This window comes from Actibacterium sp. 188UL27-1 (assembly GCF_016901225.1).
Lineage (GTDB): Bacteria > Pseudomonadota > Alphaproteobacteria > Rhodobacterales > Rhodobacteraceae > 188UL27-1.
Genome location: NZ_JAFEUL010000004.1, coordinates 123,157 through 135,845, shown reverse-complemented (window position 1 = coordinate 135,845; position 12,689 = coordinate 123,157). Strand labels below are relative to the sequence as shown.

The window sequence follows — 12,689 nt, the reverse complement described above, 5'->3', positions numbered from 1 at the left end:
ACCCCTCCGATACGGCACGACCGTCACCCTGAAATGCGGTTTTCTGTTGGCATGTCCGGCGGGCATGCGCATCTATGATCGGCGCGGCCCCCGATTTATGGTGCCGGTGGTGGGTGAAGGGTTGGTATGACGGTTCCCTCTCATGTGATTGCGATGCTGCGCCGGGTGCGGGAGCGGTTCAACGAGGACAATCTGCGGAACCGGATGGCGCCGCGATCCCAGGCACCCCACGGTCTGCGGCCCATGCGCAAGGCGAGCCAGGCCAGTGTCTTACGCTACTGGGACAAGTTGATCGGCCATGGTCCTGCCAGTGATGCTGATCGCGCCGCCTTGGCCGATGACGCCACGCTGGAGATCGCGGAGCGCTATAGCGGCAATATCGAGAATTTCATCGGCACGGTGAAAGTCCCGGTGGGGATCATAGGACCGCTGCGGGTCAATGGGTTGAATGCGCTTGGGGATTACCATGTGCCGCTCGCCACGACCGAGGCCGCTTTGGTCGCCTCTTACGGGCGGGGGGCGGCGGTGGCGACCAAGGCGGGTGGGATCAGTACAGCGGTCCTTTACGAAGGTGTGATGCGCACGCCGGCCTTCTGCTTTGACGGGTTGCTGGAGGCGGGGATGTTCGTGGAATGGGTGGTCGCCCAGGTGGAGACGCTGCGCGCCGCGGCAGAAGCCACGACGCGCCATGGCAAGCTCATCTCCATCGAGCCGATCGTGGACAACGAGGTCGTGTTCCTGATCACGCGGTTTACCACCGGTGATGCGTCGGGCCAGAACATGGTGACGATTGCGACCCATGCCATGTGCGAGGCGATCCAGGCCGCCTGCCCCGTCCCGATCCGACGCTGGTATATCGAGGGGAATTTTTCGGGCGACAAGAAAGCGTCGTTCCTGGGTATGGTGACGGGGCGCGGGCGCAAGGTCAGCGCCTCTGTCACGGTGCCCGGCGCAGTTGTAGAGCGGTATCTGGGCACCAGCGTAGAGGCAATGCTGGAGTATGGCCGGGTCGCGCAGATGGGCGCGTTGCTGTCGGGTCAGATGGGCGCGCAGGCCCATTACGCCAACGGTCTGGCCGCGTTTTACATCGCGACCGGTCAGGACGCGGCCTGCGTGTCGGAAAGCGCTGTGGGATTTACCCGGATGGAGGCGCGTGGGGCTGATCTGTTCTGTTCGGTCACGATGCCCAATATCCTTGTGGGATCCGTGGGTGGCGGAACCGGGCTGCCCAGCCAGTCAGCCGGGTTGAATATTCTTGGGCTACGCGGTGCGGGCCATGGCGCGGCCTTGGCCGAAGTCACCGCAGCGATCTGTCTGTGTGGCGAGATCTCGATCGTGGCGGCCATTGCAGCGGGGCATTTCACCCGGGCCCATGAAAATCTGGCGCGCCTTAGATGAGCGGATCGCTGGTGGCGCGGCTATGGATCTATCAGGCCGAACGCTTTCCCCTGAAAAAGACAGTGCCCCTGCTGGCGATCTTCTCGGCCGCCAGCATAACGGTATCTGCCGTGTTGGCCGACCGGCCGTTGCCGGGCATCGGCGCATATCTGGTGGGCTTTGGCCTGGCATTCCTGCTGTTTTTCCAGATGCGGGTCTGTGACGAGGTCAAGGATCTGGAGGATGACCGCCGCTATCGGCCAGAACGGCCCATTCCCCGTGGATTGGTGTCCCTGCGCCTGATCGTGGGGCTGGGCCTGGCAACGGTGCCGCTGGCCGCGGCACTTGCCGTGATCTGGGGTGCGGGTCTGATCTGGCTGCTGGGTCTGGTCTGGTTGTGGCTGGCCGCGATGACCGCCGAATTCGGTATGCCCCGGTGGTTAAAGGCGCGGCCCGTCCTGTATCTGCTGAGCCATATGGCGATCATGCCCCTGATCGATCTGATGCTGACGGGTATCGAATGGCGCCCCGCTGGCGCGCCGCATCCCGGCCTGTGGTGGTTCATCGGGCTGTCCTTTGCCAATGGATGCGTGCTGGAACTGGGGCGCAAACTATGGGTGCCCGAAAGCGAACTGGCGGGGGTTGAGACCTATTCAGGCCTTTGGGGGCCACGTCAGGCCACGGCCGTTTGGCTGGGCTTTGTCGCGCTGGCCTTTGCCCTGCTGGTGGGTTTCGGCATGGCCGTTGGCAGCCCTGTTGCACTGGCATTGGTCGGGTTTACCGGGCTTGTCGCCTGCCTTTGGGCGGGCCTAGCGTATGTGCGGGATCAAACGGTGGCGCGGGAGCAGCGGGTGGATATGGTGGCTGGTCTGTGGGTTTTTCTGTGCTATGCGGCTGCCGGGTTCGTGCCCCTGATTTTGGGGGCGATCTGATGGTGCATATCGTCGGGTTAGACGGTGACACCGCGGTCAGCCGGGTGGGCGGCAAGGCGGCGAGCCTGTGTCGGTTGAACATTGCCGGGTTCCGCCCACCCGCCTTTTTCGTGGTGCTGGCGCAGTCCTTTGAGGATGGCAAAGCCAAACCGGGATTGGCGAAAAAGGTGCAGACGGCCCTGTCCGGCATAGGATCTGGCCCCTATGCCGTCCGGTCCTCTGGCCTGGCGGAGGACGGGGCTGAGCACAGCCATGCGGGACAGTTCGACACGGTTCTGAACGTGGCGGCAGACGACGTTCTGGCCGCTGCGGAGCAGGTCTGGCAATCGGGATTTTCCGAGACCGTGGCGACCTACCGCGCCGTCAAAGCCGGGGGGGAGGCCATACCGCCATCTATCATCGTGCAGCAGATGATCGCGGCAACGGTGTCTGGCGTGGCCTTCTCTGCCGATCCGGTCAGCGGGGTGCGGGGGCGCTGCGTGATCTCTGCCATTGCGGGGCTGGGTGACCGGTTGGTGTCGGGTGAGGAAGACGGGCAAACCTGGACGGTCGTGGGCGATCAGATCACCGAACACCCCACCAGCACAGCCGTGCTGACCGCGGCGCAGGTGTTGGAAATCGCCACTCTCGCCCGCCGGGCCGAAGCCGCGCTGCACGGCCCGCAGGACATCGAATGGGCCATTGATGCCGGTGGGCTGCACATTCTGCAGGCCCGTCCGATCACGACGCCCCTGAAGGATCCGCCAAACCCCGATCAGACTCTGACCATCTTTGACAATTCGAATATCGTTGAGAGCTATCCGGGGATGGTCAGCCCCCTGACCTATTCCTTTGCGGTGCATGTCTATGCCCGCGTCTATCGCGCCTTTGTCCGCCTGCTGGGGGTGCACGATGCGGAGATCGCCCGGAATGCCGCCATTTTTGACAATATGCTGGGGCGGCTGGATGGGCGGGTCTATTACAATTTGGTCAATTGGTATCGCGCCTTGGCGCTGCTGCCGGGGTTTACCCTGAACCGATCGTATATGGAGACGATGATGGGCGTGTCGGAGCCCATGCCCGCCGAGGTGACCGAGGCCATCGGACCACCCCCCGTGGCGGGCTGGCGCCGGGGCCTGGAATATCTGCGGCTGGCCCGGGTTGCCGGGCGGCTGGTTTTTGAGGCAATCCGCCTGCCCCGCACCCGGCGCGCCTTTTACGCCCGGCTGAATGCGGCGCTGGGTAGCGGGCTGGATCTGAAGACCGCCGGACCGTCAGAGCTGGTGGCGGAATACCGGCGGATCGAACGGGATTTGCTGGATCGCTGGGACGCGCCGCTGATCAATGATTTCCTGTGCATGATCGCCTTTGGTGCGTCGCGCAATCTGTTGGAAAAGTGGCTTGGGCCGCAGGGATTGACGCTGCATAACGACGTGATGATCGGGCAAGGCGACATCATCTCGGCTGAGCCCGCCCAACGGATTGCCCGCATGGGGCGGCTGGCGGCTGAGGCCGATGTCGTGGAGGATGTGATCGCCCAGGATTGGCGCAAACTGGCCCAACATCCCGCATTGCAGGCGGAGATTGACGGGTATCTGGCCAAGTTCGGAGATCGCTGCACCGAAGAGCTGAAACTGGAAAGCCTGCCGCTGACCGAAGCTCCGGCGCCATTGATGTTTGCCATTGCCGCAGCTGCCGGGCGACCGGAGGTGCCGCCTGCAGCACATCAGGATCCGGACTGGGCTGCCTTGTTTCGTGGCAGGCCGTTGCGCCGGGGCGTGGCGCGCTGGTTTGTCGGTTGGGCCAAGGCGCGGGTCCGAGACCGGGAAAACCTGCGGTTCGAGCGCACCCGCATCTTTGGCCATGCCAGGCGGGTCTTTGTGGCGTTGGGGCGCGAATTTGCCGCCCGGGATATGTTGGTCGATCAGCGCGATATCTTTTATCTGACCACGGCGGACGTTCTGGGCGCGGTGGAAGGCTTTGGTTTGTCCGCGGATATGAAAGGGATCGTGGCTCTTCGCAAGGCGGAGGATGCGGCCTCTGCCGCCCGGCCCGACCCCGAGGAACGGATCGAGATGCGCGGCCCGGCCCTGTGGCAAGGTGCCCCGGCGCAGGGCCGTGCGGCAGAGACCGGTGCGGAACGCAACGGCACGGGCTGTTCGGCGGGCCAGGTCACCGCCACGGCGCGGGTGATCCGCGATCCGCGCACCGAACGCCTGAACCCGGGCGAGATCCTGGTGGCGCGCCATACCGATCCGGGTTGGATCGCGGTCTTTTCGAACGCGGCGGCGATTGTGGTGGAACGCGGGTCCCTGCTGTCGCATTCGGCCATCGTCGCGCGGGAGCTTGGCATTCCCTGTGTTGTCGGGCTGAAAGGGGCGACCGGCTGGATCCGGGATGGGGAACAGGTGGAGGTCGATGGCGCCACCGGACGGGTCAGGCGGATTGATGAACACGGCTGAGATTGCGGGCAAGGCGCGGTTCGATCAGATCCGCTATGCCCAGCTTTGGGAGGATGCCGATGTGCTGACCGGGGCGCTGGGCACACGGCCCGGGGCGACGCTGGTCTCGATCTGCTCGGCCGGGGACAATGCGCTGGCCCTGCTGACGCTGGACCCGGCACGCGTTGTGGTGATGGATCTGTCGCCTGCACAGATCGCCTGCCTGCGCCTGCGGATCGGGGCGTTTCGCGCCCTGACGCACCCGGAATTCCTGGAACTGATGGGGGCCCGCCCCAGCCCCCGCCGCGGCGCTTTGCTGGATCGTGCGCTGACGGGCCTGGACGAGGACACCCGCAGTTTCTGGCGCGCGTTGCGACCAGAGGTGGAACGTTACGGCGCAGGCGGCGTTGGCAAATTCGAGCGTTACTTTCGCATCTTTCGCACCCGGCTGTTGCCCCTTGTCCATGGCAAGCGGGTCATCGATGACACCTTCGTCTCTCGCCCACCGCAGGAGCGGGCCGCCTTTCTGGACCAGCGGTTCAATACATGGCGGTGGCGGCTTTTGCTGAACCTCTTTTTCTCGCGCTTTGTCATGGGGCGGATGGGGCGGGACAAGGCGTTCTTTGACCATGTGGAGGGCAGTGTGGCCGACCATGTAGCCCGCCGCATCCGCCATGCCGCCGTTGCGTGTGACCCGGCGGACAACCCTTATTTGCACTGGATCCTCAAAGGGGATCATGGCGCGGCCCTGCCCATGACCTGGCGGGCCGAACATTACAACACGATCCGCAACCGTCTGGACCGTTTGGATATTCAACTGGGCGCGTTGGAAGCCTTTGTCGATACCGGTGAAAAGGCGGATGGGTTCAACCTGTCGGATATCTTTGAATACATGTCGCCGGACGTGTTTTCGGCGGTCTATGGCCAGATCCTGGAGGCGGCCAATCCCGGCGCGCGGTTTGTGTATTGGAACATGATGGCGCCCCGCCGGGTGCCCCCGGCCTGGGCCCACCGAATAGAGACGCAGACCGCGTTGGAAGATGAGCTAAAGGCCCGGGACAAGGCCTTTTTCTATTCCGACTTCGTCATCGAAGATCACCACCCATGACGCCCGCCATGCAGGTCGCGATCGCGTTCGGGTCCGTGGCCATTCTGTTGGGACTGATGGCGCTGGTGCGGCGACAAGCCCGTGCCAGCGGTTGGTCGGCAGAGGTGCAGCGCAAGCTGGTCCATATTGGTACGGGACTTTATGCCTTGGGGCTGCCTTGGCTTTTTACCGATCAATGGCCCGTCTACATGCTGATCGGCATCACGATTGTGGTGATGCTGATCCTGCGCCTGCCACGATTTGCCAAAGGGGGATTGGGCGAGACCCTCCACGGTGTTGAGCGGCAATCCTGGGGCGATCTGCTGTTGGCCCTGGCGATCGGTGTGGTCTTTGCCCTGTCGGAGGGCCGGGCCATCCTTTACATCCTGCCCATTGCCACTTTGACATTGGCCGATGCTGCCGCCGCCTTGACCGGGACGCGCTATGGCAAGCAGTTCTTTCAGATCGAGGACGGGCAGAAAAGCGTCGAAGGGTCGGCCGTCTTTTTCATGGTGACGCTGATCCTGTCGATGGTCTGCCTGTTGCTGTTGACCGAGGTGCCGCGCGCCAATGTAATCCTGTTGGCGGTGATCCTTGCGGCTTTCGGCACGCTGGTTGAGGCTGACAGTTGGCGCGGCTTTGACAACTTCTTTTTGCCCACCGGTTTGATGCTGTTCTTGAACATGAACCTGACGGCACCGGCCCTGGATCTGGGATTGCTGATCCTGATCTATGCGTTGGCGATCTGGATCTTTTTGCGCGTTGCCCCGTCTGTCGGGCTTACGCCCCATGCCGTGCGCGTCTATGTGGTGGCGATGTTCCTGATCCTGTCGGTCACGCAGGTACAGAATGCCGTCCTGCCCGCGCTGGTCTTTGCGGCCCATGCGCTGACCTGCCGGGCGGCACCGTGCCAGGCGCAGTATCCCGAACTGGATATCGTGGCGGCGATTTGCCTGGTCAGTTTTGCCTGGCTCACCGCTGGCCTGGTGACCGACATGAATGCGCTGGCCTTTTACGGATTGACCATGACCGGTTTGGTCATCGCGTTCCTGACCCTGTCCTTGGGCGCATTTACGGTCGCCATCCAGGTTGCCGCGATGGCGGTTCTGATCGCAGGCGGCGTGGCGCTTTATACCTGGCTGATGACCTTTAATGTCGCGACCAAGATGTGGGCGGGCAGTCCGACAGCACTTGCCCTTGTGACGGCTGCGATCACCGCCACGATTCCGGCAGTTTGGCCAGCGCAGTTTGCAAACCAGCGCGCGGTCAAGCTGACCGTTCTGGCCATGGCCTGCCCGGTGCTGGGATATGTGGGCTTGATGGGAGGGCATCTGGGATGGCTGTAGAAACCTTTAGCTCCGCGGGAGCGCAGGCGACGCTGTATCTGGACGGCCCCGATTGGGAGGGCCAGCCCACCATGACTGTGGGCAAGTTCAAATGCACCGATGCGTCATCGGGTGCTGACTTGCTGGAACAGATCGCCAGGGTCGCGCGGATCCATGGGGCAACGGCCCTGCTCGGACCGATGGACGGCGACACATGGCACACTTACCGGCTGATCTGTGACACCGATGGGCGCAAACCGTTTTTGATGGAGCCAAGCGGCGGGACCGAGGATCAGGCCGCATTTGAACGCGCCGGATTTATTGCGATCAGCCACTATTTTTCGGCCAGCGTGCCGCTGGATCAGGTGCCGCATGGCGCACCGGGCGCGACCGACACCCTGATCATAAGCTGCTGGGACGGCACCGATCCGGAGGGCCTTTTCGCGCAGGTCCATGACCTGTCCTGCCGGGCCTTTTCCAACAATCCGTTCTATAAGCCCATCGCGTTGGAGGATTTCCTGGCGCTTTACATGCCGTTTGTGCCGCTGTTGAAACGGGAATTGATCCTGTTTGCCCATGACCCCGATCAGAACCTGGCCGGGTTCCTGTTCGGCATCCCGAATTACGCGGAGGGCCCCCAGAGCGACACGGCGATCCTGAAAACCTATGCCAGTTTGCAGCGCGGGGCGGGCTACGCGCTGAGCAGTCGGTTTTATACCGCCGCGCGCGATCTGGGATACCGGACCGCGATCCATGCCCTGATCCATGACAACAACCTGTCTGCTTTGCGCAGTCAGATGAACGGGGCGGCGGTGTTTCGGCGCTATGCATTGATGGGGCGGCGGCTTGACGGATAGTTTGCTGGTATCCTTCGCGCGCGCTGTTGACCGTTACGGTGAGCGGACAGCGATTATCGAGGGCACAGGGGACCACGTCACATTTGCAGAACTGGACCGCCGGGCCAAGGCGCTGGCGGCGGGCTGGGCGGCGCGCGGTTTGGGCCATGGCGACCGGGTGTTGATCGCGATGCCCGTCGGTGCGGATCTTTATGCTGCCTTGGCTGCGCTCTGGTCCGTTGGCGCGGTTGCGGTGCTGCCAGAGCCAGCCATGGGCCTTTCCGGGCTGCGCCATGCCGTGCGGGTCGGCGGGATCAAGGGCTTATGCGCTGCGGGACCCTATCGGTGGTTGCGCCTGCTGTTGCCGGATTTGTGGACCAAGCCGACTTTTGCGCCAGGCCAGGCACAGCGCGGGCCTGTTGATGCGCGTCCCGGTGCCGGGGGCGATCTGGCGCTGATCTCGTTCACGTCCGGTTCGACCGGTTTGCCCAAGGCTATCCCCCGCAGCCATGATTTTCTGATGGCACAACAAAGGGCGGTGGTGCCGCTCTTGGACAGCGACGGACCCGAGGTTGACCTGGTCGCCTTTCCCGTCTTTGTGCTGATCAATCTGGCGGCAGGCCGGACATCGGTCTTGCCGAACTGGCCGATGCGGCGGATGGACCGTGTGACACCGGACAGCCTGATCGGGTGGATCAGGGCACAGGATGTGACACGCGCCTTGCTGCCCCCTGCCCTATGCGAAACAGCGGCCCAGGCGGATCTGCCATCGGACCTGACCACCATATTCACCGGGGGCGGGCCGGTCTTTCCCGATCTGGTTCAGCGGCTGCAGGCGCGCTGCCCTGATTTACGGATCGTGTCGGTCTATGGCTCGACCGAAGCCGAGCCGATTGCCGAGCTTGAGGCAAGCACAGTCACGGATGCGGACCGGCAGGCCATGACGAAGGGGCATGGATTGCTGGCCGGTGCGCCGGTGTCAACCGTCCAGGTGCGCATCATCGATGGGGAGATCGTGGTGGCCGGCCCCCATGTGAATGACGGCTATCTGGACCCGACGCAGGACCGGGAGACCAAGATCCGCGAGCGGGCCACGATCTGGCACCGGACCGGTGATGCGGGACGGTTGGATGATCAGGGCCGCCTCTGGCTGTTGGGGCGCACGGGGGCAGTGGTGCGCACAGATCGGGGGCCGCTCCACCCCTTTGCGGTTGAGACGGCGGCGCGTCTTTGGCCCGGTGTGCGCCGCGCAGCCCTGTCGGCGAGCCATGGCGCCCCGGTTCTGGTGCTTGAGGGGGATGGCATCGACCTGCAAGCCTGCCATGGTCGGGCCGCAGCCTTTGGGCTCACCGATATTCGTATCATTGCGGCCATTCCGCTGGATCGTCGCCATCGGTCCAAGGTGGATTACCCTGCCCTGGCCAAACGCATCGGCTGACCCGATCAAATCAGGAAATAGCCGTTGCGTGAGATCCATATTTCCGACATTCATGAAATATGGAAACACAGATCATTACCCAGATGTCGACGCTAGGTCATCCCCAGCGCATGGCAATCTACCGGCTGCTGATGCGCCGCTACCCCGACCATGTGCCTGCGGGTGAAATTGCGCGCGCGCTGGATCTGAAGGCCAATACAGCATCGACCTATCTATCGGCCCTCGGCGCGGCGCATCTGATCGAAAGCAAGCGTACCGGCACTTCCATCGGATACCGGGCCAACCTGTCTGCCACGCGGTCCATGCTGGGCTATCTGGCGAATGACTGCTGTCGGGGACGGCCGGACCTATGCGCCTTTGCCCTGCGTACGGCCCCGGGCGGCCCGCCCAAAATGACCTGTGATAAATTCAACGTCCTGTTCATCTGCACCGGCAATTCCGCCCGCTCGATCTTGGCCGAGGCCATCCTGCGCCATGTCGCGGGCGACCGGTTCAATGCCTTCTCTGCGGGGACACAGCCAACATCGACGCCGAATACGCACGCCTTGGAAATGCTGCGCCAGAAGGGGCTGGATACCGGCCCGCTTCGGTCAAAGAATATCGACGCGTTCCGGGCGGAGGGCGCGCCAGCCCTCCATTTCGTCTTTACCGTGTGCAACCAGGCCGCGAATGAGGAATGCCCAAGCTGGCCCGGGCACCCCGTCTCCGCCCATTGGGGGATGCCAGACCCCGGGAAGGTCGATCGCAATGACGCAGAACGGGCCTATGCGTTCCAAAGCGCCTATGGCACATTGGTCAACAGGATCGTGGCCTTTACGAGTTTGCCCGTGAGCACCCTGGAACGCAGCGCGCTTCAACATGCCCTTGACGATATCGGCACCCAACAGACCCATTGAATTCTGATCAAAGGATTTTTGAATGAATGTACTGGTTCTCTGCACCGGCAATTCCGCGCGTTCGATCTTGCTGGAAACCATCTTGAACAGCACCAGCGACGGTCGCGTGACGGCCTATTCCGCAGGGTCGCAGCCTGCAGGTCAGGTGCATCCCCAGTCGATCACCCTGCTGACGGCGCAGGGCCATGATGTCAGCGGCGCCCGGTCCAAAAGCTGGGATGAATTCGCAGCTGACGATGCCCCGGCCATGGATGCGGTAATCACCGTCTGCGGGTCGGCCGCGGGCGAGGTTTGCCCGGTTTGGCCCGGCGCCCCTGTGCGCGCCCATTGGGGCGTGGAAGACCCGGCCAAGGCGGAAAAACCCGACTGGGACACGGCCTTTACCCAAGCCTATGATATTCTGGGCCGCCGTGCCGCGGCATTCCTGGCCGAACCGGTTGAGGCGATGGATCCCGCCGCCTTGAAATCCACGCTCGACCGCGTGGGAACCTTGCCATGACCCGCCGTTTGCTGGCCGAATTCGTCGGCACCGCCATGCTGTTGATCGGCGTCGTGGGATCGGGCATCATGGGAGAGACATTGGCAGACGGCAACGTCGCCATCGCGCTTTTGGCCAATGCCATCGCCACGGGCTGTATCCTTTATGTGATCATCACGACGTTGGGCCCGGTTTCGGGCGCGCATTTCAACCCGGCCGTGACCCTGGCCTTTATCCTGCGGGGGGAGATCGAGCTGCCCCTGGCGGCCAAATACGTGGCGGTCCAAGTCGCCGGCGGTATCGTCGGGGTCTGGCTGACCCATCTGATGTTTGACCAGTCGATCCTTCAGATCTCGACCACGGACCGCACAGGGATCGCCCTGTGGTCATCCGAGGTGCTGGCCACGTTCGGCCTGCTGTTCGTGATCTTTGGCGGGCTTTATTCGCGGCCCGAAGCCGTGCCAACGCTGGTGGCGCTTTATATCACGGGGGCGTATTGGTACACATCCTCCACCAGCTTTGCGAACCCGGCGGTGACCATCGCGCGCAGCCTCAGCGACACGTTCGCAGGCATCAACCCGGTACATATGCCGCTTTTCATCGTCATGCAGGTGATCGGGGTCGGGTTGGCCGCCGTGATCTTGCCACTGCTATTCCTGGATCAGGACGATTAACTGTGCATCGGGGGAAGGCTTTGACCCACCCCCGGCGACGGGTGTCAGTTGGTCTGGACCGCTTGGAATTCGACGCGCCGGTTTTCCACGGCGCGCGGATCGGCCTGGTTCACCGGGATTTCCTCACCCTTGCCGATGGCCAAAAGGCGGGATGCGTCCAGCCCGCAGCTGGAGATCAGATAGCCACGCACCGCTTCGGCACGGCGCATAGACAGCTCCATGTTATACTCCGCTCCGCCTGATGCATCGGTGTGCCCGACGACCCGGAATTGCTCCACCGCGACATTGGTCATGGCCTGACATAGGGTGGTGAGCTTGGGTTTCTGGTCATCGCGCAACTCATCGGAGTTAAAATCAAACGACACACTGACAAAGACCTGTTCGTTGATCGGCAATTCGACATAATCGTTGCTGACGGGCTTTACATTCTCGATCGCGCCGGTCTGACTTTCGCCATCCTCACCAATGATGGTGATGCCGCGTGTGCTTTGCTTGAGGAACCGCTCCTGCAACTCCTCCGCCGATAATGCGCTGCTATCGGTGATGGGGTTTGCGTCATTGCCTTGGGCCGTGGCCGTCGCAAGGGTAACCGCCAGCGCCATAGGGAACGCGGCGAATGTCAAATACGGGACCTTCATAAGAACCTCCATGATAAGAATGCATGTTATATAAGGGATCTCCACGCCGCTTACTACGCTGTCAGAGCTGTGGATGTGCATGTTTCGATCAGACAGACGACTCAGCAGTGGCGTAATCGACCGTGATCCAATTCAAAATAATGTCCAAAATCTGCGCAGACTGTTGTCAAAATGCAGATAAACAAACCGTTTCCAGTTGCGCAAATCCAACGGCATTATTGCGGTTTCGCAACACAATCCCTCATTTACCCGGTCATTTCCTCACCAAAGCCCAGGTTTCGGCAATTTTTCACGTAATTTGAACAGTATGTCACTTTCCTAACACCTATGTGTCTCACGCGTCAGGAGGCAATGTGCTATCGTTAGGTTGACGCAAATCAAGTCTTGGCGTCTCAATTTTTTAAGAGTTCAGGAAACGTAGTAATGACCCATCAAGAGCAGAAAACACCAGCTGACGATCAAAAACAAATGTCGGATACAACACCGGCACAGCAGCCCCATTATAACTTTGGTCAACTTGGCCAAGGATCCGAAACGGATATGCCGCCAATCATCACCGATTGGGCCAGTATCTGATCATACCGCCGT

12 protein-coding genes are annotated in these 12,689 nt (G+C 62.2%); 11 read left to right on the top strand and 1 reads right to left on the bottom strand.

The window, feature by feature from the left end; translation table 11 throughout:
- The first annotated feature begins 126 nt into the window (after positions 1-126).
- The 10 genes from IU397_RS07545 to IU397_RS07500 are packed head-to-tail and all read left to right on the top strand — an operon-like array spanning position 127 to position 11,463.
- Entirely contained in the window at positions 127-1,398 is a 1,272-nt protein-coding gene (locus IU397_RS07545) for a hydroxymethylglutaryl-CoA reductase (protein WP_204412104.1), read from the top strand.
- A complete protein-coding gene (locus tag IU397_RS07540) occupies positions 1,395-2,309 on the top strand; it encodes a UbiA family prenyltransferase (protein ID WP_204412103.1) in 915 nt (304 codons plus the stop codon). Before IU397_RS07545 ends, IU397_RS07540 begins: the two co-directional genes overlap by 4 nt.
- Entirely contained in the window at positions 2,309-4,750 is a 2,442-nt protein-coding gene (locus IU397_RS07535) for a PEP/pyruvate-binding domain-containing protein (protein ID WP_204412102.1), read from the top strand. Before IU397_RS07540 ends, IU397_RS07535 begins: the two co-directional genes overlap by 1 nt.
- Positions 4,707-5,837 (top strand): DUF3419 family protein, encoded by a 1,131-nt coding sequence (locus IU397_RS07530; protein WP_239479666.1) that lies wholly within the window; start codon positions 4,707-4,709, stop codon positions 5,835-5,837. The genes IU397_RS07535 and IU397_RS07530 overlap by 44 nt, the downstream gene beginning before the upstream one ends.
- Positions 5,834-7,162, top strand: coding sequence for a hypothetical protein (locus IU397_RS07525; RefSeq protein WP_204412101.1), 1,329 nt, complete (start codon positions 5,834-5,836; stop codon positions 7,160-7,162). The genes IU397_RS07530 and IU397_RS07525 overlap by 4 nt, the downstream gene beginning before the upstream one ends.
- Positions 7,153-7,998 (top strand): hypothetical protein, encoded by an 846-nt coding sequence (locus IU397_RS07520; protein WP_204412100.1) that lies wholly within the window; start codon positions 7,153-7,155, stop codon positions 7,996-7,998. The genes IU397_RS07525 and IU397_RS07520 overlap by 10 nt, the downstream gene beginning before the upstream one ends.
- Positions 7,988-9,415: an AMP-binding protein gene (locus IU397_RS07515; RefSeq protein ID WP_204412099.1), complete on the top strand. Its 1,428-nt coding sequence runs from the start codon at positions 7,988-7,990 to the stop codon at positions 9,413-9,415. Before IU397_RS07520 ends, IU397_RS07515 begins: the two co-directional genes overlap by 11 nt.
- 59 nt (positions 9,416-9,474) lie before the next feature.
- The gene (locus IU397_RS07510) at positions 9,475-10,311 is read left to right on the top strand and encodes a helix-turn-helix domain-containing protein (protein WP_204412098.1); all 837 of its coding nucleotides are present in this window, start codon (positions 9,475-9,477) and stop codon (positions 10,309-10,311) included.
- A gap of 22 nt (positions 10,312-10,333) precedes the next feature.
- Entirely contained in the window at positions 10,334-10,810 is a 477-nt protein-coding gene (locus IU397_RS07505) for an arsenate reductase ArsC (RefSeq protein WP_204412097.1), read from the top strand.
- Entirely contained in the window at positions 10,807-11,463 is a 657-nt protein-coding gene (locus IU397_RS07500; protein ID WP_204412096.1) for an MIP/aquaporin family protein, read from the top strand. Before IU397_RS07505 ends, IU397_RS07500 begins: the two co-directional genes overlap by 4 nt.
- 44 nt (positions 11,464-11,507) lie before the next feature.
- Here IU397_RS07500 and IU397_RS07495 read toward each other — a convergent pair whose 3' ends face one another.
- Entirely contained in the window at positions 11,508-12,101 is a 594-nt protein-coding gene (locus IU397_RS07495) for an OmpA family protein (RefSeq protein ID WP_204412095.1), read from the bottom strand.
- A 423-nt stretch (positions 12,102-12,524) separates the two neighbouring features.
- Between IU397_RS07495 and IU397_RS07490 the strand changes: the two genes are divergently transcribed.
- Positions 12,525-12,677: a hypothetical protein gene (locus tag IU397_RS07490; RefSeq protein WP_204412094.1), complete on the top strand. Its 153-nt coding sequence runs from the start codon at positions 12,525-12,527 to the stop codon at positions 12,675-12,677.
- The last annotated feature ends 12 nt before the right edge of the window (positions 12,678-12,689 follow it).